Source organism: Streptococcus suis, from assembly GCF_016775005.1.
Taxonomy (GTDB): domain Bacteria; phylum Bacillota; class Bacilli; order Lactobacillales; family Streptococcaceae; genus Streptococcus; species Streptococcus suivaginalis.
On sequence record NZ_JAEUXI010000001.1, the window covers coordinates 290,752 to 313,830 of the forward strand.

General features: G+C 38.9%; 21 protein-coding genes. 3 read left to right on the forward strand and 18 right to left on the reverse strand.

The genetic code is table 11. The features are described 5' to 3' along the window. Positions 1-69 precede the first annotated feature (69 nt). The gene (locus JNG37_RS01300; protein ID WP_158454388.1) at positions 70-615 is read left to right on the forward strand and encodes an NADPH-dependent FMN reductase; all 546 of its coding nucleotides are present in this window, start codon (positions 70-72) and stop codon (positions 613-615) included. A 75-nt stretch (positions 616-690) separates the two neighbouring features. Here JNG37_RS01300 and JNG37_RS01305 read toward each other — a convergent pair whose 3' ends face one another. The 18 genes from JNG37_RS01305 to yaaA all read right to left on the reverse strand — a co-directional run bounded on the left by JNG37_RS01305 (position 691) and on the right by yaaA (position 21,863). Further along, on the reverse strand, positions 691-2,139 hold the full coding sequence (locus JNG37_RS01305) for a nucleotide sugar dehydrogenase (protein WP_238336215.1): 1,449 nt from the start codon (positions 2,137-2,139) through the stop codon (positions 691-693). Between the two features lie 174 nt (positions 2,140-2,313). After that, positions 2,314-3,348: an acyltransferase family protein gene (locus JNG37_RS01310; RefSeq protein ID WP_158455303.1), complete on the reverse strand. Its 1,035-nt coding sequence runs from the start codon at positions 3,346-3,348 to the stop codon at positions 2,314-2,316. 116 nt (positions 3,349-3,464) lie between these two features. Beyond that, the gene (locus JNG37_RS01315) at positions 3,465-6,215 is read right to left on the reverse strand and encodes an SEC10/PgrA surface exclusion domain-containing protein (protein ID WP_158454384.1); all 2,751 of its coding nucleotides are present in this window, start codon (positions 6,213-6,215) and stop codon (positions 3,465-3,467) included. A 159-nt stretch (positions 6,216-6,374) separates the two neighbouring features. After that, the gene (locus JNG37_RS01320) at positions 6,375-7,367 is read right to left on the reverse strand and encodes a capsular biosynthesis protein (protein WP_158454382.1); all 993 of its coding nucleotides are present in this window, start codon (positions 7,365-7,367) and stop codon (positions 6,375-6,377) included. A gap of 10 nt (positions 7,368-7,377) precedes the next feature. Beyond that, on the reverse strand, positions 7,378-8,418 hold the full coding sequence (locus JNG37_RS01325; protein ID WP_158454380.1) for a glycosyl transferase: 1,041 nt from the start codon (positions 8,416-8,418) through the stop codon (positions 7,378-7,380). 1 nt (position 8,419) lies between these two features. Beyond that, entirely contained in the window at positions 8,420-9,544 is a 1,125-nt protein-coding gene (locus JNG37_RS01330; protein WP_158454378.1) for a glycosyltransferase, read from the reverse strand. Then, entirely contained in the window at positions 9,531-10,496 is a 966-nt protein-coding gene (locus JNG37_RS01335) for a beta-1,6-N-acetylglucosaminyltransferase (RefSeq protein ID WP_158454376.1), read from the reverse strand. The genes JNG37_RS01330 and JNG37_RS01335 overlap by 14 nt, the downstream gene beginning before the upstream one ends. A 1-nt stretch (position 10,497) precedes the next feature. Then, positions 10,498-11,484 (reverse strand): glycosyltransferase family 2 protein, encoded by a 987-nt coding sequence (locus JNG37_RS01340; protein WP_158454374.1) that lies wholly within the window; start codon positions 11,482-11,484, stop codon positions 10,498-10,500. Positions 11,485-11,506: 22 nt separating this feature from the next. After that, positions 11,507-12,670, reverse strand: coding sequence for a hypothetical protein (locus JNG37_RS01345; protein ID WP_158454372.1), 1,164 nt, complete (start codon positions 12,668-12,670; stop codon positions 11,507-11,509). A 13-nt stretch (positions 12,671-12,683) separates the two neighbouring features. Continuing rightward, positions 12,684-13,475 carry a DUF4422 domain-containing protein gene (locus tag JNG37_RS01350; RefSeq protein WP_158454370.1) on the reverse strand — a complete coding sequence of 264 codons (792 nt, stop codon included), beginning with the start codon at positions 13,473-13,475 and terminating at the stop codon, positions 12,684-12,686. Between the two features lie 11 nt (positions 13,476-13,486). Beyond that, positions 13,487-14,596: a UDP-galactopyranose mutase gene (gene glf / locus JNG37_RS01355; RefSeq protein ID WP_158454368.1), complete on the reverse strand. Its 1,110-nt coding sequence runs from the start codon at positions 14,594-14,596 to the stop codon at positions 13,487-13,489. A gap of 3 nt (positions 14,597-14,599) precedes the next feature. After that, complete coding sequence (locus tag JNG37_RS01360) at positions 14,600-16,021, reverse strand: flippase (RefSeq protein ID WP_238336216.1); 1,422 nt, start codon at positions 16,019-16,021, stop codon at positions 14,600-14,602. Positions 16,022-16,061: 40 nt separating this feature from the next. Continuing rightward, the gene (locus JNG37_RS01365; RefSeq protein WP_158454364.1) at positions 16,062-17,423 is read right to left on the reverse strand and encodes a sugar transferase; all 1,362 of its coding nucleotides are present in this window, start codon (positions 17,421-17,423) and stop codon (positions 16,062-16,064) included. Between the two features lie 21 nt (positions 17,424-17,444). Continuing rightward, positions 17,445-18,137, reverse strand: a complete 693-nt coding sequence (locus JNG37_RS01370) for a tyrosine-protein kinase (RefSeq protein ID WP_158454362.1) — start codon at positions 18,135-18,137, stop codon at positions 17,445-17,447. 9 nt (positions 18,138-18,146) lie between these two features. Continuing rightward, a complete protein-coding gene (locus JNG37_RS01375) occupies positions 18,147-18,836 on the reverse strand; it encodes a Wzz/FepE/Etk N-terminal domain-containing protein (protein ID WP_158454360.1) in 690 nt (229 codons plus the stop codon). A 15-nt stretch (positions 18,837-18,851) separates the two neighbouring features. Beyond that, a complete protein-coding gene (locus JNG37_RS01380; RefSeq protein ID WP_158454358.1) occupies positions 18,852-19,580 on the reverse strand; it encodes a CpsB/CapC family capsule biosynthesis tyrosine phosphatase in 729 nt (242 codons plus the stop codon). Position 19,581: 1 nt separating this feature from the next. Next, positions 19,582-21,027 carry an LCP family glycopolymer transferase CpsA gene (gene cpsA / locus JNG37_RS01385; protein ID WP_158454356.1) on the reverse strand — a complete coding sequence of 482 codons (1,446 nt, stop codon included), beginning with the start codon at positions 21,025-21,027 and terminating at the stop codon, positions 19,582-19,584. 101 nt (positions 21,028-21,128) lie between these two features. Then, positions 21,129-21,863: a peroxide stress protein YaaA gene (gene yaaA, locus JNG37_RS01390; protein WP_158454354.1), complete on the reverse strand. Its 735-nt coding sequence runs from the start codon at positions 21,861-21,863 to the stop codon at positions 21,129-21,131. Positions 21,864-21,955: 92 nt separating this feature from the next. Here yaaA and JNG37_RS01395 point away from each other — a divergent pair, with 92 nt between their 5' ends. Both JNG37_RS01395 and trhA read left to right on the forward strand, forming a co-directional pair. Next, positions 21,956-22,402, forward strand: coding sequence for a DUF1836 domain-containing protein (locus tag JNG37_RS01395; RefSeq protein ID WP_158454352.1), 447 nt, complete (start codon positions 21,956-21,958; stop codon positions 22,400-22,402). Beyond that, positions 22,386-23,033: a PAQR family membrane homeostasis protein TrhA gene (trhA, locus tag JNG37_RS01400; protein WP_158454350.1), complete on the forward strand. Its 648-nt coding sequence runs from the start codon at positions 22,386-22,388 to the stop codon at positions 23,031-23,033. Before JNG37_RS01395 ends, trhA begins: the two co-directional genes overlap by 17 nt. The last annotated feature ends 46 nt before the right edge of the window (positions 23,034-23,079 follow it).

Below are 23,079 nucleotides of genomic sequence, written 5' to 3' on the forward strand. Positions count from 1 at the left end.
ACATTTAAATCATGACAAAACACAAAATTCATAATATAATAATATTATGAATTTAAAAGGAGCCTAGATATGGCACATATCTTATTTCTAGTTGGGTCACTACGTGACGGATCTTTCAACCATCAAATGGCAAAGGAAGCAGAAACTCTTTTGGCTGACAAAGCTCAAGTCTCCTATATTGACTTAGCTTCCATTCCCCTCTTTAATCAGGACATTGAAATTCCGACACTCCCTGCAATTGCCCAACTTCGAGATCAAGTTGCAACTGCAGATGCCATTTGGATTTTTTCACCAGTCTACAATTACGCCATTCCAGGTATCGTGAAAAATGCTCTAGATTGGCTCAGTCGATCACTAGACTTGACAAATCCCAAAGGCCCTTCAATCCTTCAAGATAAGCTGACAACTGTTTCTGCAGTTGGAAATAGCGGTCACGACTTTCTCTTTAAGGATCTCCAGCATCTTCTTCCATTCATTAGAACACAAATTGTCGGAGAATTTACAGCTAGCACTGTCAACCCTGAAGCATGGGCGACAGGCCAACTGATTTTATCCGACACTGTTCGAGCAAGTTTGGAGTCGCAAGCACAAGCCTTGTTGGATGCTATTCAATAAGTTTCCCCCTATAATACCCCTACTCTGGATTCACCCAACTTCCAGAGTAAGAAAAAAGAGGCATGACCTCTTTTTTTAATCCCTACGAAAAATATCTCGCGTATAAACCTTGTCCTGTACATCTGCTAAAGACTGATCAAAACGGTTGGCAACGATTGCCTGGCTTAATTTTTTAAACTGCTTGAGATTATTAACAACCTTGGAACCAAAGAAGGTAGTGCCATTTTCCAAAGTCGGTTCATAAATAATGACCGTCGCCCCCTTGGCCTTCAAACGCTTCATGACACCTTGGATCGAACTTTGACGGAAATTATCAGAGTTGCTCTTCATGGTCAAGCGGTAAATCCCAATAGTAATATCTTTTTCCACTTGAAGCGAATAAACATCCCGCTCAGAGTAGGAATAGTAATCCGCCATCTTCAAGACCTGATCTGCAATAAAATCCTTTCGGGTACGATTGGACTCGACAATAGCTGTCATCATATTTTGCGGAACCTGGTCATAGTTCGCCAACAACTGTTTAGTGTCTTTGGGTAAGCAATAGCCCCCGTAACCAAAGGAAGGATTATTGTAATGATTGCCAATCCGTGGATCTAAACCAACTCCATTGATAATAGCCTCCGTATTCAGACCTTTTAGTTCAGCGTAGGTATCAAGCTCGTTGAAGTAAGAAACCCGTAGGGCTAAGTAGGTATTGGCAAATAATTTTACCGCTTCTGCTTCTGTCGCCCCCATAAAAAGGATATCAATCTCCTCTTTCTCGGCCCCTTGTTCCAACAAGGAAGCAAATAGTTGGGCTTTTTGACGCACCTCCTCTGAATCAGTCACTTCATAGGATACAATAATACGAGATGGATAAAGATTGTCATATAGCGCCTTTGATTCACGCAAAAATTCTGGACTAAAAATAATCCGATCCGTTTGGAATTTTTCCCTCATGCTTTGGGTAAATCCAACCGGAATAGTCGATTTGATTACAATCAAAGCATGGTTATTGTAAGATAGAACTGTTTCGATAACTGATTCTACGTGACTTGTATCAAAATAATTCTTCTCACTATCATAGTTGGTAGGAGCAGCAATCACAACAATTTCAGCATCTTGATAAGCAGATGCTACATCTAAGGTCGCCTGCAAACGTAAGTCCTTTTCGGCTAAGTACTTTTCAATGTAATCATCTTGAATCGGAGACTGCTTGGCATTGATCAATTCTACCTTTTCAGAAATCACATCCACAGCAGTCACATCATGATGCTGCGCCAAAAGAACAGCCACAGAAAGGCCCACATAGCCAGTACCTGCCACAGCTACCTTGACTACTTTGCCTAATTTCTCTTTTTTTTCAGAAGGACCCTTGAAAAAATCGGATGGAGAAAGTCCTAAACAATTACAAATAATCTCAAACTGAACAAGACTTGGTGAAAAATCCCCCTTCTCCATCTTACTAATGCTAGAGCGACTGATTTCAGTCACCTCAGCTAGTTGAACCTGAGTCCAACCAAGCTCCTGACGACGCAGTTTCATCTTTTTTCCAAAATCTATCGTTGAAAACATATATTAACACCTCAGAATCATTATATAACTTGTTCAAATTTCTTTCAAGAAAAAAACATCTATTCCTCAAAAAAGAAATAGATGTTCATATTTTAGACATTTTTGCCTTTTTGTGAACTTGACGAGTCAGATTTAATAAAAATATCACTTTTTCTTTGGACGAATATAATTCAATGGATAAAATACTGCATCGCAGAAAGGAATTGATTTGATAAGATAAATTCCTAAAATACTACCAAACCAGCCTGCTGCCAGTCCTAATAAAATATGGAGAATCACATTATCAAAACCAAGTTTTAATAAGATAATTCTAGTAACCGAAACAATTGGAGCATGCAATAAATATACAACAAGACTATCTTTTCCAATTTTACGGAAATATTCTCCAAATTTAGAAACCTTAAAAAGAATAGGATAAACAGCAAAAGCCAAAAAGACTGAAACAGGAAAAATCAATCCCCAAGCTCCTGGTCTATCGTATGAAATATAGAATTCTGGTTCTGAAAGTTGCCAAAACATCATAAATACTATTATTGTTACCAATAAACTGCCGGTAATCACTTTCCAATTCTTTTCCAAAATTTGAGCACAACCTGATTGTTTTAACCAATACCCCAAAATAAAGAAAAATGTCCATAATAACAATTTTTGTACAATGTAAATAGGAGACGGAATGGCAAGGGAAAGCAAATATGCAACTAAAGTTAAGTATAGCAAATAATATGCCTTCTTAATCCGCAAAGAGACTATTCCCAATACAAGATAGATCCACCATAAAACGTAGAGATACCAAGATACACCAAGAGGTGTTTCATAAATTCTCAACAAATCTGAAAAACTGGCCGCATTCCTAACCGTATCCCCACCCAATGATTGTAATGAAAATTGAATCACAGAATAGAAAAGGTAGGGAATCCCAAGTGCAATTGTTCTCTGTACAACAAATTTCCAAAGTCCACTTGGAGATTCAAGTGGTCTAAAGAAAAAGCCAGATAAAGCAAAAAATACTGGAATATGGAAAAGATAAAAAACTTGAGTAATGAATAGGAGAACTGTTTCACTAGCTTCGAATCGATTTGACTCAAATAATCCTAGTACTACATGCCCCAATACTACCATTAGAACCGTCAAACCCTTCCCAAAATCAATCCAATTTATACGTTGATTAGACTTACTCACTTGCAAATCTCCTTTTGTTATATTATTTCTTATATACTCTTTACAAAGCAAATGGGGCTCCTTGAAAGCCCCATCTACTCCACTATCTGAATTACACACATCGCAAATATTACTGATTAATTTTCGTTTCGGCGACGTTTACCAATATAAAATATTGCTGACAACAATCCGATTCCAATCAATGAACCAACTGAGAATTTCTCTCCTGTAGTTGGCAAGGTTGATGCAGAGTTGGTCACAATCGTTCTGGGTGTCGTTGAGACTGGTTGCTTAGCAGATGGGACAACTACTACTGCTGAACCCTCGTTTACACGAGTCCCACGTTTTACAAGTCGGTTTACTTTCTCATTAACTAGAATTTCAGTCAATTGATAAGAGTAGGTACCATCTACATTTCGAACAGGAACGGCAAGAACCTGAACTTGACCATTTTTTCCTTCTTGAACCAAGCGTTCTTGTCCAGCGGGAAGACTTGGATCATCTTCATAGATTGTTTCAAATTGAATTTCTTTGATTTCAATCTTCGCTTCAGGCAAGAAATGCTTCAATGGAAGTTCATTACCAGTTGAAGAAACTGGATTTTGCTCATTATAAGTTACCAAAATACGAGCTAGATTATCTTGGGCAATTGCATTAACTCTCTCTAATTCTACCAATTTTTCAACGGCTAGGCGCAAAACTTGGTCCAATTGTTCTTTATTTGCCAAGGCTGCATCGTACTGCTCTTGTGCTGTCACAAGATTTGCTTTTGCGTTCAAAAGTGCTGTAAGTCTCTTTTCTGCTTCAATCACTGCAACTTCTTTCGCACTCACTTCTTGCTCAATCAAGCTAAGCGTTTGCTTCAAGCTTGCCAATATACTTTGAAGAGATGCCAACAAAGCTTTTTCAGTTGCAAGATTGTCCTTAGCAAGTCGATCTGATTCCGTTGCAGTCACTAGGCTTTCTTGAGCAAGAAGAAGGCTATTTTCTACAGTAGTCAATTTGGCCTGAGCTGATTGCAAGGTCACCTTAGCTTGCGCTTCTTCTGCTTTTGCTGTATTCAATGCAGTCTCTGCAGATGAAACCTTTGCCAATGCAGTTGCAACGTCTGAACTTTTCGTACTGAGTTCTTGCAATTGTTGATTAATGGTCGCCAATTCTGTTTGAGCAACAGTAAGTGTTTGAACAGCCTTGTTATACTTAGCCAAGGCTTCTTGATCTACCTCATTCTTCAAAACTGTTGCATCAAACTTGCTTGAATCAACGATTTTGTTCATATCAAATGGATCTGTTGATTCACCATTAGTTTGGAATGTATGCAAGAAAAGTGTGAAGTGAGAGAAATAGGTGGTTTCGTTGTATTTATTAGTATAAGCTGTTGGTTTTGAAATACTTGCACTCACACTTGTTCCAACATATTTTGAATTGGTACGGTAGTAACCACCTGCAGTTGACAAAGACAACTCCCAATTTCGTGTTTGTTTGGAATTTTGATAAACATTATTAAACATCAATGTCTTGAAGCCTTCATAGATATAGGATTTCAGAGCTCCCATTGTAATCATTGGAGGGCGATTGACATCGTATTGAACTGCACGCACTTCCGAATACATATCTTCCATCACTACAATATCTGATTGATTCTGATCCGTTGTACGATTTGGATGAGCTGAGAGACCATACTTATCTGCGGCATCATTAATCACAGAATATTGGTGACCTGCATCACCAGTATCAGTCTTGCTACGTTTTTTTGCAACTTCATTCGCAAAGTCCAACATACCTTGAGTGGTATCAATCGGAGCGTTTCCAAATGCAGTACGAATTTGGTTTACAATATCTAAAGCAAAGAAATTGATTTCTTTTTGTTGACTTTCTGTCAGATTCCAGATATTCACTTCACGACCATCTGTTGAAGTATATTGGTTCATTGCTGATAGTGTCTTTCCAAGACTCTTCAACAGGGCATCGTTAGACTGATGAGCAGGATTAGTCAAGTCAATCTCGTTGGTTCCTTCAGCTTTGGCTGGGTCTCCCATATAGATTTCACGTTGCTTCAAGGCTGCAACATACTCTGCACTCAAGGTAAATATCGCATCTGTTACAAATACTTCAGCGTTAGTTGCAGATTGCAATGCATTTACTTCCGCCTGTGCACTTGAAATCTTTGTTTCAACTACACCTTTGTCAGTATTTAGTTTTGCAATTGCCATACTTGTTTCTTGATCAGCAGCCTGTGCAGATTCTAATGCCGCTTGAGCTGATTGAAGGGTTTCATTTGCAGTAGCGACAGCTTCCGTCTTACTTTTGGCTACAGTTTCAGCTACTGAAACTGTAGTAGTTGCAGAGTTCACAGCCTCTTGTGCCATAGCAACACCAGCTTCTGCACTCGTTTTTTCAGCTGCAGCTACACTTGCTTGTTTTTCAGCATTTGCCACCACAGAAGCTTGAGCATCTACTGCTTTGCTAGCAAGAGCAATATTTTCATTTGCTGCTGATACAGAAGCCTTAGAAGACTGAACCTCTTCTTGTGCATCCAATACTGCCTGTTCTGCTGCTTGAACCGCCTCTGGTGTAGCTGAAACTGCAGTTGATGCCGCTTCTACTACATTGGCTTTTGCTGTAGATGTTGCAGTTTCGGCTGATGCAACTGCATCTTGAGCCTGAGCAACAACTTCTGTCTGCTTATCAAAGTTTGTCTTTGCTTCGTTTGCTGTAGATGTTGCAATTCGAACATCTTCCGCAGTCACTGTTGGAGTTACCTGAATAGTAGCATTACTCGTTTCAGTATCAGCTGGCGTAGCCACTTCTTCTGCCAAGACTGGCGTTGCAAGTGAGGCTAAGAGCGTACTAGCAACAACCGATGAAATCTTTAATTTTCTTTTCATATACCTTTTCCCCTATTTGATGATTCATCTAGTCCATTATACATAAAAATAAATAGTTTTTCAATATTTTTTCAAGTTTTTTCCATTATTTCAATGTAAATTGACAAAATAATCTCCCCAAATGCTTCTTTTATACTCTAAATAAAATCAGCGAATCCTCTAAACTTCAAAAGAGGATTTACTTGGATATCTTTGTTCAAATGCAACTAGTATTTTTTCAGAAATCTGATAAAAATCCGCGTCATTAACATCATCATTGATACAAATAATCTTATGCTGACCGGTTGTAACAGACTGAACAATTTCTTCCACTTCAACAAATGAAAAATACTTTCCAATCTTCACTTTCTGAGGCACAAAGCGGTTAGACTCAATATTCCAGTTACTCATTAAATAATGGTTCACATCATTGAGGCTTCGGAAACGATTATAACAGACCCTATCTAGCAATTCTTCTTCCTTTTCCCAGACCTCTTTAAAAGTTGACTTTAGATGTGGTAATGTAACATGAATGTTTTTGTATCCAAAGATTCCCTTATAAAATAAAGCAAAGAAGTTATTCATATTGTACTTCCCGTAGGCTGGTGTGAAAAATTTGAAGAAATTTTGCTTAAAGGTTTTTTTCGGCTCAAAATATTTATTAATCACAATGACATTGTTTAATTCGATATGCTGAAATTCTTCTCTTGGAACGAAAGGGGCGTAGATAGCCAAATCTTTCACTTTGCTTTCCACGAAGAAATCTTCTGGTGAAAGTGGAGAGTTGAAAAACATATCATCATTGAAGAGGATAAACTGTTCTCCCAAGTCTTCAATTCGATGCAAATTCAATTCAATCACATTAGAATTATAGGTCGGAAGATAACTTTCCGGAATAAACTCTTTATGGGTCACCACCCGAAGCTTTGGGTGGTGGATATTTAGCCATTCTGGAACATGTCCATAAGTAATAAAGAAAACCTTATTGATCCAGGGGGCATTCTCCTCTAAGGCTCGAAACCAATGGTGAAAAAAGGGAATTGCCCGAAAGCGTTGTTCCGTATTGGATTCTCCATAAATAAAGCTTCCATCGTATTTGGACTTCTCTTTTTGCCAAATCGGATCATTAAAATCCACATAAGTTACGACTACATCTATCTTACTCGAACTCATCTTCAACTCCCTATTTTATAGATCGACCAATGGCATCTTTCAAATACTGCCCACTCTTCAGATTTTCGCTCACTTTTTGAACATTTGTGAGAAATTGTTTGTATTCTTCCTCGGTCAAAGATACCAAACTATTCTCCAATTCTCTCAAGGAAGAAACCGTCAAACCAAGACCATTATCTACAACAAATTTTGCTTCGGCAGATTCGCTCCAGACAATAACTGGAATGCCTGAAGCAAGGTACAAGGACAGTTTATGGGGATTGTTGTAACGAAGATAGTTTCCAGTAGGTCCTGAACAGGTATCTAAACTATCCCCGTCCCATACCAGACCAAATCCATTCGTCAAATGGTTCGGTACATCATCTGGAGCGAATGAACCTAGATAATCAACATTTTCATCTTGATTCTTCTTTTCATAGTTAATGCCCATTAATTTTACGTGTACAGTCGCAAGCTCTCCCATTTGATACACATAGGGACTTTTCTCTTTGGATAAATTCCCTGCAATATAGACATTCTTAGAAAAACCAACTTCCTTATTACTTGAATCTTCAATCAGGTAGTCAAAGATTTCTAAGACTTCTAATTGTTCTGGCTTGACACCATATTGGATGAACCATTCTTTCATCACTTCATTGTGCACAATAATCTTATGGGCAAATTGGATCATTTGATTCATTTCTTCTTGATAAAAGTCCAATGAAAAGATGTTCCGGATTAATTCCACATCATGGATAATGGAAATGATTTTTACATTTTTCTTCTCTTTTAATTTTTTTAGAACTGAAAAACGACCATATTGCTTTCTGCGGAATGGATGTTGCAACACTAGAACCGAGTCAGTTTCAACTTTGGCATACAAGTTTGACCAAATGATCAGACTATGCAATTGTCTCAAAACTTTCGAAACGACATTAGAGCGTTCGCTTAACCATCTAACGGGCAAACTCCCAAAACCCTCTCGGGATAATATTTCTGAACAATCATTTGTTGCTTTACTTCCTGCATGTTGTAAACTGCCATAATTTTCTACAACTTGATATTTTTTCACTCTATTCTCCTAATAATATTTTCTCAACTTCTTTGACTTGAGAATGAATATCAAACCCTTTTTCCTTGAACGCTTGCCTTGCCTTTTCTTCGGTCGTTCGAGAAATCTGAAGTCCCTTTTCAATTGCAAGACTCCAATTTTCAAGACTTTCTCCTAACCCAAGATATTGAACATTCCCTAAAATATCCAACTCTCTCGTAATCGTATCACTGACTAAGATAGGCAACCCATTTGCCTGAGCTTCAACAGCTGAAAGAGGCAACCCTTCAAACAACGAAGGCAAAATAAACAAATCAAATGCGCTCAACCATGACTTCATATCAAACTGCGTCCCAGGTAACAACACCTTATCCTCGAGGCCATATTGTACGATTTTTTCTTTTATTTCTGAAAGGGTACTGTTAGTTCCAACCTCTGCCCCAATAATCACCAGGCGTAGCTGATCATTTTTCTGCACAGCCTGATGAAAGACATCGATTAAAAATGGCTGATTTTTCTGTATATCATAGCGACCAACCGTTCCAATTATCTGCTTATCATGCCAGCCTAATTCCTTTCTCAACCTGTCCCGATCTGCTTCTGAAAAGGTAAATCGGTCCATGTCAATCGCATTTTGAATAATAATGCTTTCTCCAAGAATTCTTGGCTCAAACATATAGTCTGCAGCCAAGTCAGAACAAGCAAAATAATGGGTAGCTGTCTTTTTTAATTTTAAGCGATTCCACTCGTGAAAAAACCTGGTTACAAGATTTCCTTTCCAAGTCGAACTATGGCTATGGATAATTCGTGTCTGGATTCCATATCTCTTCGCGAATTCAAGCAGATCGATATTGGGAATGCCCATCGCATTATACCAAAGCGCATCATACTCTTTCCCCTGTTCAGAAAAGAAGGATTCTACAACTTTCTTATACTCTGAATAATTCTGTCTTTTTCTTGGAATATAAATTATTTTCGATCCCCGTTCTAAAATTTCATCCTGAAAAATAATCTTTTCCTTTGTACGAACAATAAAATCCAATTGAAATTTTTCTGGATCTAAATTCCGGTAATAGGTCATGATAAATGTCTCTGTTCCAGCTAAAGCTGGTGACATTCCTGTTACTAATATTTTATACTTCTTCATTATCATCTACCTGTTCTTCATTTTGGATGAGTTGGATAATAAATTCTTTCATCATTTCGTCGTTTTCAATAGCAAACTTCCTTGCAAACAAATAGCCCGCAGACTTTGCTGCTTGCAATTGAGCAAAATCTGTTTGATTTGATTGCCAAGTATATGGCTTACCATCCCACCAGTTATTAAAATGCAAGCTTCCCTGGAACTCATCTTTTTGATCATTGTTCACTTCAGCAAAATAAATCTGATCTAAAAGACCATTTTTTTCTAATACCATCGGGATGAATAATTCATCACATAAAAAAGAATGTTTGAAGACTCTTTTGAGCCAATCTTCTTCTTGTAGAATCACTGAGACAGTCTGGCTTGGAAGTGATACCCATTGACTAGCCTTTACAAGTGTCAGATTAAATTTGTTTATCCGATCAACTCTCAGCAGTTTCTGAATCCATACTTCTAAAGCTCGATAAATTCGAAACAAAGCTTTACCAACCAATCCTGGTATTGTTCGAGGGGTAAAGCTTTCAAAAAAGTGATAATATTTTATCCTATTCACATCTTCTGGTGTTCGATCGTGAGCCATGATAGTCAAGAAATTCTTATCAGCATGCTGATCGAAAAATAAATGAATGTCTTCTTGACTTGACAAAGGCAAATCAACTCCGGAAAGAAGATGATAAAAAGCATAGTGATCGGTTTGCGCAGCTATCTTAAACAAATTCATCTCCGCAATAATCTGAGAAACACCTCCCCAATACACCCCAACTCGTGGAACAAAATAGATAGAGGATAATCGGACATATTTTCTTAGTTGCTCTTCATCCTTTGAATCAAATACCGTTTTTTGATCAATATGGATGAAAATATCATTTCTTTCATGATCCAGTAATTGAATCAAAAAACCAAGTTGCTTGAAATTGGAATGCGCTAAAATTAAATAAGCATGCTTAGTTGTCATCTTACCCTCGCTTTACTTTCAAAGCAAGATTCAAACATCTTGCAAAGAAATTGTAATTGATTGAAAAACATGCTACCAGTATCTTTCTTGACAGTGAAATATTTGACCGTAAAAGTTCTCTAGCATTTTCTTTTAGATTCTGTTCTAATCTGCGGATTTCGTCCCTCAATTCTCCTTTTAAGGCTGAAAAATTAGGCGCCATTGCCAATTCCGTCAATAAAGCAAAGTCCGCACGTTTGCGATTAAATCTAGCCCATTGAATATAGTTTTGCTGCTTGCTCTTCTCGCTTTCAACAACCACCATGTCCCAGCCTTTTAAAACATCAAACTGTTTTTTTGAAAACTGTGCAGTCAGGCCTTCTATATTCACAAAGTAATGAATCACAATTTTATCTGAGACAACAATTCTCTTAGCGTTTAAAATATAGCGAAATGTTGTTGGAACATCTTCTGCATAAAATCCTTTGGGATAACGTACGGATTCAACTACCTTGCGTCGGTACAATTTATTCCAAACATAGTATTCAATTGTTTGACTATCAATTTTAAAATACCTCTTAGCATACTCTTCTTGCGATAACACCTCAACATGCTTTGCCTCAGATGAGACAGAGGCTACCTTATTAGTTCGATAAATACCACCAACTACGATGTCTGCTTCCTTTTGAATGGCCTCTGAATGCAAGTATGCCAAAGCATCTTTTTCCAACCAATCATCACTATCTAAAAAGGCAACAAAGTCGCCTGTAATGTATTGTAACCCTGTGTTTCTTGCCTCGCTTAAGCCTGCATTTTCTTGATGAATCAGTTGAAATCTCTCATCTCGATTTACAAATTTTTGTGCAATCGCTGCCGACTGATCTGGGGAACCATCATTTACTAAAATGGCTTCCCAATTTGTATAGGTCTGACTCAAAACAGAGTCCAGACACCTTTCTACGTACTTCTCTACATTATAAATGGGGATTATAATTGAAATTTTGTCCATTCTATCCACTTAACCTCTATTTTTAATCATTGGAACGTATCTTATAATCTTTATTTAAGGCTAATCCGAATAGCATCCAAAAGATATTGTAATAAAGATTAATAGCTAAATCGTCAATGATTCCTTTAAAACCAATAACAACTACTAATATAAAGAGAAAATATTCTTTTCGTTTGTAGAGACTCCTGAGCACTCTTGTGACTAAGAACAAAAAGATACCGAACAACAGAAGACCATGTCTCTGTAACAAATGCAAGTATAGATTATCCACGTACAAGTAAGTTGAAACGTTTCGGTTCCCACTTACATCTAGACCATTTCCATTCCATTCCTGGATAGGTTCTCCTGTTAAGCCAACACCGAATAATTGAAGGGAGCGATTAGCCAAATAAATTCTCCCTCCCGAAATATCATTCAGATATTTTTCAAAGTCCGTTCCAGAGTAGGTAGTTGCTAATTGATAACTTAGACCAAAAAGAATCAAATAGGTATACTGAAAAGGACGTAATAAAACTGGTTTTATCTCATTTCTTCCATTGAGGTAGTTGTATATCCAAGTAACAATTAACAAAATCACTGTCGATCCAAAAATAAGACGCGATTGAGTCTCACTGTAAATCCAGAAATTTAGTCCAAAGCATAGAAGAAATTCCACAATCGATAATTTCCCGTTGCGAAGAAAAATATAAATTGAAATGATGTTAGCTACAACTGTTGATCCAAATAAGGAATATCGAAAACCTAGATAATGGCGAACTCGTAAAGCCGAATATTCTGAATAGTTTAAAATAAAACCAAATTTAGCAGCTGCGACTGTCAGAAATAAAACAATTACACTAATCACTAATGAGATTTTAGCAGCCTTATCAAATGGAAAGTTTCTCAAAAAATAAATGACCAAAATGCCAACAGAAAACGATGAGTTGAATTGAGTTGAAAGGACAGCTAGAACATAAACGACTATGGTCACTAGTAAAATAATGACATCGCGTCTCTTATAACGAGCGACAATTAATTCACGAGTCATTAGTAAAAGAATTGTGATATAAATGTAGCTCATAAACAGAACGCTAGGGACAAATCGAATTAAAAAGGTGGTACTCAAGAGAGAAATTGACAAATAGATTGTCAAGGCCAGATACGCTAAAATATCCGGAATCATAAGAGTATTAATCTTAATTTTCATAATCATTTACTCCCTAAAAGCTTTGTCCATATCTTTTCCCAAGAAACTTCGCTTTCAAAAAGGAAATTCCTTTCTCTACTAGATTCACTTTTTCAAGGTACATGAACGGAACTTCCTTTACTGTCAATTCTTGTTCTTTCAACCAGACATTGAATAAGATTTCACTGACACGACCTGGGTAGCGCGCATGAAAGGCTGAATAGTCGTCTACACCAACTACTTCAATCAATCGTTCTAAAATTGGGAACAACCATTCAAAGTAGCAATCCGCCGCTTCTTTTTTCATGACAAACATATTGAACATATAGCCACTTGTTTGACCCACAACCTGATCAAACGCCGTCAAGTAACTCGGAGAAAGATCTGCGATAATTTGACGTGCTGCAGGCAAATGGGTTTTATCAAGGGTATTTCTATAGTGACTATCTAAGGTTTCAATATAGTATTTTCTTTTTGATGGAACCAATACATCCGCTTGATCTAGAAGATGCTCTAGTTCTGCTTGCGTTAGAACAACTTGATCAATATCAATACCTTCATGAAAAGATTGTTTATTCATGGTAAAAAAGCGACGATAATGAACCAAGCCCAGGTAGTCACAATCTAAATTTTTCCATGCCCAGTAAATCCCCGTTAATTCACTATAATAAGGATTGAGGTGAGAAATATTCTCACCTGTATTATCTCCTATATAGCCAATATCAGCCTTCCCTTCTCTTCCTACATGAATCGGAAGATATAGGTTGGAATCACTCGGCATTTTTGCTTGTTTATGAGTAGCTACAATCAGCTTAATGTTTTTCACACATTCTCCTCTTATTTCACTTCATTTCTCACACACTGCAAAGCTGCTCCGATAACCTGGTGCATATCATAGTAGCGATAATGACCCAGACGGCCTCCGAAAATGACATTCTCTTGTTGTTCTGCAAGGCGCTTGTAGGCAGTATAGAGTTTGTTGTTGCGGTCATTGTTAACTGGATAGTAAGGCTCATCCCCACGTTTCCAAGTCTTCGAATACTCTCGAGTAATAATGGTTTTTTCTTGTGTCCCAAACTCAAAATGTTTGTGCTCAATGATTCGAGTATATGGTGTTTCGCTATCAGTGTAGTTAACAACCGCATTACCTTGGTAGTTTTCCATATCCAAGACTTCCGTTTCAAAACGAAGGCTACGGTATTCCAATTCACCCAGTTCATAATCAAAGAACTCATCAATCATACCTGTGAAGATAACCTTTGGAAAGTTTGACAAATATTCTTCTTTATTGGCAAAGAAGTCAACGTTTGTCTCCACATCGATATTTTCATGAGCCAACATCTTTTCAACAATCTGCGTGTAACCACCGATTGGAATACCTTGATAGGTATCGTTGAAATAGTTATTGTCATAGGTCAGACGCACTGGCAAACGACGGATGATAAAGGCAGGCAACTCCGTACATGGTTTTTCCCATTGTTTCTCGGTGTATGACTTGATCAATTTTTCATAGATGTCTGTACCTACAAGGGAAATCGCTTGCTCTTCCAGGTTCTCAGGAGATTTACCACCCAAAACAGCACGCTGCTCTGCGATTTTTGCCTCAGCTTCCGCAGGAGTGACCACACCCCAGAGCTTGTTAAAGGTATTCATGTTGAATGGAAGGTTGTAAATTTCACCCTTGTAGTTGGCAACTGGTGTGTTGGTGTAGCGGTTGAATTCTGCAAACTGGTTAACATAATCCCAGATTTCCTTTTCAGAAGTATGGAAGATATGCGCACCATACTCATGGACCTGGATGCCTTCTACTTCTTTGGTGTATATATTACCGGCGATATGGTCACGTTTTTCAATCACTTTTACCTTTTTACCTTTTTTGGCTGCTTCATGGGCAAAAACTGCACCAAACAAACCGGCACCGACTACTAGATAATCAAATTGTTTCATAGTTTATCTCCTAAAATTAATTTTTTGCAAAAGGGAATCAACTGTCTCTCTGACAAATTCTTCTTTTAAGCCATATAAGACCAATCCATATAGACCAAAGAAGGCACTTCCCGTCAAGGCTAATTGTAGAAAGGTATTCAAGACAAGGTTTGCCTGAATCAGTACAAGCAATAGACTTGCTGCCAGCAAGGCTAGGCCTATTTTTCCAAAGTGAATGGATTTTAAAATCGGCCACATAAACTCTTTAATGAACAAAAACTGAATGGCCGTCACACTAAATTCAGCAATACTACCAGCTATGGCTGCTCCTTGCGCTCCAAGATTTGGAATCAAAAATAAATTAATGACCACATCAATCAAGGCACCACAAACCGTTGAATAAACCACTAACTTTTCTCGATTGGTCGGTACCAAAATCTGCATTCCCATTAGGTTTGAAAGACCAATGAAAAGAACAGTTGGCATGATAAATTGCATAGGAAGGACTGCTGGTAGGAAGTCCTGTCCAGAAAGAAAGACGATTGCATCTCGACTGACAAAAATAAAGTAAATCACCAAAGGAATGGATAAGAGAAAGACAAAATTAAGCGCCTTCTTGGTCAGGCGTTCAAATTCACCATGATTGCCTTGTTCATAGTGATACGATAAGCGCGGCAATAATACTGCACCCAAAGAAGTCACAACACTTACCAAAATCTGCTTAATTTTGACAGCAGCTGAGTAGTAGCCGACCGCTTCATTTCCTTTTACAAAGCCAAGCATGGTCGTATCAACATTGACATAGATTGTTGTAGATACGGTTAAGAGGAAAAAGGTTAAGGTTGGTTTTAGGTGTTGAAGCAGGTTCAAGTCCTTTTTGGGCTTTAAGCTGACCAATCGGTTCAAGCCGAGGAAATTTAGAAGGTTTGAACCGACCGCTGCAAATACGCTAATCGCTCCATATATAACATAATCTTCTGGTGAATGCACCAAGAGAAATAACAATAATACAGAGATGAACTTAAATAGAATAGAGCGAATGGTCATATAACTATAGCGCTCCAAAGACTTGTATAGCCAGTCAACTCCTAGCACATTAAAGAGTAAGGTCGATGACAATATCAAGTATAATTCTTTTTCAGCAAGCAATTTTGGTACAGATAAAACTGTTACAAATAAGAAAATAAATGATACGGCCATGACAATCATATTCAAGGCCATGATTTCTTGAACAGTTTTTTCTAACTTTTCTTTATCGTCACGAACTTTGGCACATGCCCGAATACCGTAAGTGGGAATCCCCATCATTCCAACCATTGAAAAGTAGGAAATAATGGATGTCGCAAAGTTCACCGTTCCAACCCCACTTGCTCCTAAAACACGTGACACATAGGGAAAGGTAATCAAGGGGAAGATAAAATTCGATATAGTCAAAATAAAATTCATAATGAAATTTAGCTTGACTGACCCTACTTTTTTCATTCTTTTACTTAGCCCCTTCTCTGAATAGGATGACCTTGATGGTCAATAAGATAATTTTAACATCCGACCAGATTGTCCAATTATCGATATAAGCCAAGTCTAGCTTCACCACCTCATCAAAATTGGTGATATCGCTTCTTCCGCTAACCTGCCACAGTCCTGTAATCCCAGGTTTAAAGCTGAGGCGGCGTTTTTGACTAGGTGTATAGGCTTCAAACTCATCAACCGTTGGCGGTCTGGTTCCGACCAAGCTCATGTCTCCCTTTAGTACATTGTAAAATTGTGGGAGTTCATCTAAACTGGTTTTTCGAATAAAATGGCCAATTTTTGTAATGCGGGGATCGTTGTCCATCTTAAACATCCCCCCCTGCATTTGATTTAGCTCTAACAATTCTGATTTGCGCTCTTCAGCATCCTGACTCATGGAGCGGAACTTATAAAACTTAAAGACACGACCATTTCGACCAACGCGGTCCTGAGCAAAGATAACAGGTCCGCCATCCTTTTTGATGATCGGAGCTAATATAAGATATGCAATTCCAAATAAGACTAGACCAACAAGGGAACCGATGATATCCACAATGCGCTTCAAAATCACATGACTAATCGAATAAAAATTGGAAGAAAAGCTAATGATGTGGAAATTCCCGAAGTGGCGAATTTTTTTGCTGCCAAATGTATCGAGGTCATATAGGTTAACATGCACATTGACTTCGATTCCCATGACTTCAAATTCTGAAATCCAATAAGCCAAATCCAAGTCTGTCTGACTGCTTGGAACATTGATGAAAACCTTGTCGATGGCCTCTGTTTTGGCAAAATGAATTGCATCTTCCACTTGAACCCAATGCAAGTCGCCAACTTGTTTTGGCTCCTTGTCCATTAAGACGATACCTGCAATATTTTCAGGCTTCAATCCGAGTGTTTGTAAGTTGGTCAAGACCTGATTCAAACGTTCTGAAACAGTAAGCACCAATAAGCGATTGGCTGCCGTAGACTGATGCAGACCTTTCAATACGAGGTTAATCAGATAGATCCCCATCGTATTCAAGACAAGGAAATAGATGACTTCCCAACGTGAAATGATAAAATTCTCTTCTAGCATAAATGCTATGAAGGATAAAGAGAGTGAGAAGATAACATTGTAGATGACAACTTTTTCCAGTTCCCGAATAGCGTCCCTGTTCCAAAAATTTTCTTCCATTCTAGAACTGTAATAGGCAAAAAAGTGTATCAATCCTAGAATAATCAAATCAGAACGCGTCATATCTGTGTAGGGAAGTTCTACAATTACCATCCCAACTAAAATCACAACAGCTAATTGAACAAAGAGAAGGTTTGACTGCCTCCTACTACTATTTTCCATCCAAAATCTCCCTATGGAACGCTATTTTTTCCCGTAATTTCCGTAGCTACCGTAGTTTCCGTATGAACCATATTTCTCCAAAGAGGTATCAAATTTATTCAAGATAATACCAAGGAATGGTGTTCCTGTTTGTTCTAACTGTTCTTTGACTTTCAAAACTGCCTTGCGTTTGACTGTGCCTGCTTCTGCTACGATCGCTGTCGCATCGCATTTTTGAGCAATGATTGCCGCATCAATGACCAAGCCAAGTGGTGGAGCATCGATAATCACGTAATCATAGTACCGTTTCAGGGTAGCAATCAAACTATCAAAGTTCTTGCTTTGTAAAAGAGCCGTTGGGTTGGGCGAAATATTCCCAGATTCAATGACTGTTAGATTTGGAACATCCGTTTCACACAAGCCTTGTGACAAATCTGTCCGTCCTGAAAGGTAATCCGTCAAGCCAGTAATTTTTGTTTTGGGCTTAAAGAAACCAGACATAACGGAGTTTCGAATGTCTGCATCTACCAAAATAGTTTTGTAACCTGCACGCGCGAAAGCAATAGCAATACTAGCTGCAGTGGTACTTTTTCCTTCATTTGGTTGAACAGAGGTAATCCCCACTACCTTGATTCCATCACCACTCAACTGGATGTTGGTCCGAATGGCGTTGAAATATTCTTCCGTTTTCTTAACCAATTGTTTTTTATTTCTTGCTAATTCAAGATGTGACATGTTTTACTCCTACTTCAATTTGTTAATATTTGGTACAACACCCAAGAGTGGGAGACCCATTTTTTCTTCAACGTCTTCTGGACGCTTGATTCGGTCATCAAGTATTTCCATAACCAAAATGAGACTCGCTGCTAAGAAGGCACCCACCATGAAACCAAGTGCCAGATTTCGGGTTGTATTTGGTGAAGATGGTGATTTTGCGGGCGTCGCCTCTTCCAAGGTTGTCACATCACTCACTTTCGTTACTTCGATAATTTTTTCCGCTGCAACGGTACGGAGACTGTTGGCAATGCGAGCTGCTTCATTTGGATCACTATCACGAACAGTAATCGACACAATACGGGTATCGACTGGAATTTGAACAGAAACTTTCCCTTTAAGGTCATCTGTCAACCCCAAGTCCGCTTCAACTTGAGACAAAACATCTTGAGACATGATGATTTCTTTGTAGTCCTTAACCAAATAGGTACCGGCTTGCAATTCCTGGTTGGTCAAGCCCTGCGCACCTTCAACCGATTGATTGACCACATAGATGCGGGTTGTTGCATCAAACTGTGGTGTCATCAAGAATGCTGAAATGACAAAAGCAATAACAGTTGTCACCAAAGAGGCAACGATGATAAAAAATTTCTTTCTCCACAAAGTTTTTAATAGGTAGAGAACATCAATCTCTAATAGATTTTCTTCCTGATTTTTCATAATTTCTCCTTATTTTTACAACTTATTTTTCAATAAATCCAAGGGATTGTTCATAAACAAATCCTTGGCATAGTCTTGGCCATAACGCTGGCTGATCAATTCATAGGCTTCCTGCATATAAGGTGGCCGTGAAGATAGGTTGTGCATATCTGAGGCAACAAAATGGATCAAATTCTGATCTAAAAATTGCTTGGCACGTTTTTTAAAGGCCTTATGACGGTCTCCAAACAATTTGGCTTTCAAGACACTGGAACTATTAATTTGCATATAGGCTCCTTGGTCAATGAGGGATTGAATTTTTTCAAATTCTCCCTCCAAAGCCTCGTATCGTTCGATGTGAGCAAGAACGGGTGTCTTACCCATTGCCAATAATTCTCGAACTGCTTCTTGAATGACCTTTAAAGGTGTGTTGGTTGAAAATTCAACTAAAACTGCATCTGAGCTGGCATAGCCTGGTATTTCTTTTTTTTCGAGTTTATTTAAGTATTCCCGACTATAATAAATCTCCGCTCCATAGTAGATAAATAGGTCATCTGCTACTTGTTTGGCTAACTCTTGCACCTGTCGGAAGTTTTGCCAGATGGTTTCTTCTGGCGTTTCAAACATTCCTTTTCGACGGTGCGAAGTCGCAACGATTCCTCTGACACCCTGGCGATAGGCTTCTTGTAATAAAGCCAAACTTTCCTCTGGCGTCTTTGGACCATCATCCACCCCAAAGATGATGTGAGAATGTATATCTAGCATGTTAATTCCCCGAAATGATTGATTGAATCTTATTAGTTACTTGTGTCAAGCTTTCTTGATTGATTTCAAGCATGTAGAGTTGTGAAGTTGGCATAGCATAAGATGGCAAGTCCATGCGACCAGTACCTGTCAAATCTTGCGACTCAACAGAATAAGAAGAACCTGATTCCATCTGTGTATTGACCAGTTGCATCATGGTTTCCAATGGCATATCTGTCTGAACAGAGGATTCAATACCTGAGATAATCTCTTGGTAGTTGGTCAAATTCTCAGGTTTACTTAATTTTTCGATCAAGGCTGCAATCACTTTTTGTTGATTGCGTCCGCGATCTGCATCCCCATCTGACAGAGCATAGCGTTCACGCACAAACGCCAAAGCTTGTTTCGCATCTAAATGAATGTTTCCAACTGAGAAATGTGTATTGTCATGGATACTTGTAAATTCAGTTTCATTATAAACATCTATTCCTCCTACTACATCAATCAAATTCAAGAAGGACGTGAAATTGAGTCGGACATAATAGTGGATATCTATTCCATACAGGTTTTCCAAGGTATGTTCCGAAGCTGTCACACCATAGATACCCGCATGGGTTAATTTATCATATTGGTTTTGACCACCGTCAGCAATAGCTACATAGGCATCCCGAGGCGTAGTTGTTAACAAAACCTTATGGGTCTTCATGTTAACCGTCATGATGATATTGACATCTGAACGTGACACAGATGAAATCGGTCCATAGGTATCGATACCGCTAATGTAAATATTGAGCACATCTCCTGAAACTTCTTCGTTGCTCGCATCGACTTCTTTTGTAATGGTATAGGTAAAGATTTTCTTCACTTTGGAAGCAAAGTCTGGCACTTCAGTTTCAATAATATCTGAGAAAACACCATTCAATACCATGGCTTCTGCTCCACCATTCATCATGGTATTGTAGGCATCTAAATAGGAAGACGATTGGGTCAATGGGAGGTCAAAATTCTCCATCGATTTGACATTAGCTACCAATTCATCAATGTTGCTGGCATCATTGGCAGTCGGTGCTAGGACGCTGGTCAGTTGGCTGACATCGGTAATGGAACTATCAGCAGGAACAATGACACTCATCTCATACTCTGTAAAACTAGACGAAGAGTTTAGATTAGATGACAGATTGACAACGCTTCGCAATCCATAGAGTCCCAACGAGCTAGCAAGTAAGGCAAGCACCAACAGGATACATGTGAAGACACGAGCAGCTTTTTTGAAGACTAAAAAAACGCCTAATAAAAAGACTCCAACCATCAATCCTGTCACCACATGGTTGATAGCCCGAAAATCAAGCACTTGGTAGCGGTACATTGTGATAAGAAACAAGCCCGCTAACAAGCCATACACGATGAGTAAGGCACAGTTAACGAGGCCAAGTTTAGAGGAGTTCTTCCGATTTCGCTTGTTATTCATATAGACCTTCCTTTTACTATAACACTCCAATTATATCACATTGGAAATGGCATATCTACAAATATTGTGTAAATGAAAACGTTAAATTGAAATTTTTGCATTTATTTACTGATAATTTTCGTAAACAATATATTGAATTTGTCAGATTGATCAGCTTGATAGCTAAAACCGTCAACTTCCAATCGTAAGACCTCCTTCAAATCCTGGATCTGTTTTTCTGCTAAGAGAGAAACCATTCGCCCTCTTGCTTTTTTGGAAATGGTTGAATGGACTCGTTTTTTTCCATTTAGGATTTCTGCAAACTGGATACGAACCATCTTTTTCTGAAGGGCTGGACTGAATACTTGTTCAAATTCCGATGATAAGAGGGAAATCACCAAATCTTCTCCTTCTAGTTGACGGTCATATGCTTGACGCCAAAATTGTTTTAAGGAACGGGAGCCTATTTTCACACTCCCCTGAAAGTCTAATCGATGGGGAGAAATGAGGTCAAAAGGTGAGATTAAGCCATAGAGACCTGTCGCAATCAAGACATGCTTGTCTAGATAGTGCTCTTCTGCAGTCGATAGGTCACGACGCTTCATATAGCGGTACATGAGGCCATCGTACAGTTGAAAAGCTGGATAGGACTTGGCCTGACCATGAAGGATTCGTTGCCACCGATCTGCTTCTAGCTGCGCCCTATCTTCATTGAGTTTGTAAAAATGTGCCAATTCTGCCAGGGACAACTGGGCAAGTTGGGTCGTAACTTGCTGGCTATCTTCTGACAAAGGTTGAAAGGGAAAATTATCAAGATTTGTATTTAATTCTTTTGCATTAGGTAATAAAATTTTCATGCAACTATTATATCATAGAGACCTTTTTCTTGCATTTTCAATCCTTATAAGTTAAAATCTAGTTATCATAACTAGATTAAAAGGTGATTAAAATGATTAACTTACCTACTTGGGAGCAACTGCCCACGCTAGACCTTTACTTAGACCAAGTCTTGCTCTACGTCAATCAGCAGACCAGCTCTGCTATTTCCCTAAAAGAAAAACCGCTGACTGCTGCCATGATCAACAACTATGTCAAACATGGCTATCTTCCCAAACCTATAAAGAAGAAATACGGACAGCGACAGCTGGCACGGCTCTTGGTTGTGACCATCTGCAAGCCTGTCTTCCCAATTGCCAGCATCCATGAGGTGATTGAGCTGCTAGGGCAGGAGCTGGACTCACAGGCTCTCTATGATAGTTTTGTGGCCAGTCTGGCAGGGAAAGACACGGACGCTCACCCCTTGATTGCCAAGGCCTGTCAGACCATTTTAGCCTATCAGGAAACCCTGGCCCTCGCAGAACAATACCAAGGAGGTTCCCATGAACCAAAGCTTTAAACTCTCTCTTCCACTCTCTTTTGGCGAGGAAGTTGGCAATGCGGTCACCCACGCAGTTGCTGCCCTAGCCATGCTGGTCTTGCTACCGATTTCTGCCATTCACTCTTACCAGACGGGCAGCATCTTGGCTGCGACAGGGACTTCGATTTTTGTCATCAGTCTTTTTCTCATGTTCCTGTCCTCCGCCATTTACCACTCTATGTCCTACGGTTCGACCCACAAGTATGTCTTGCGTATTATCGATCATTCCATGATTTACATCGCTATTGCCGGCTCCTACACGCCTGTCGTCTTAGCTCTCATGAACAACTGGCTGGGCTATACCATTTTAATCATCCAGTGGGGGACGACCATTTTCGGCATTCTCTACAAGATTTTCGCCAAAAAAGTCAATGAAAAATTCAGTCTGGCCCTCTATCTGATCATGGGATGGCTGGTGGTTTTGATTCTGCCACCGATTGTCCAACAGACTGGCCCCAGCTTCTGGATCTTGATGTTGGCTGGTGGACTGTCTTACACCATTGGGGCTGGTTTCTACGCTAAAAAACGCCCCTACTTCCACATGATTTGGCACCTCTTTATCATCTTGGCTAGCATTTTGCAGTACCTAGCCATTGTCTACTTCATGTAGAGCTTGCGGTTTGACCGCATTTTCGCTACAATATAGAAAAACTGTA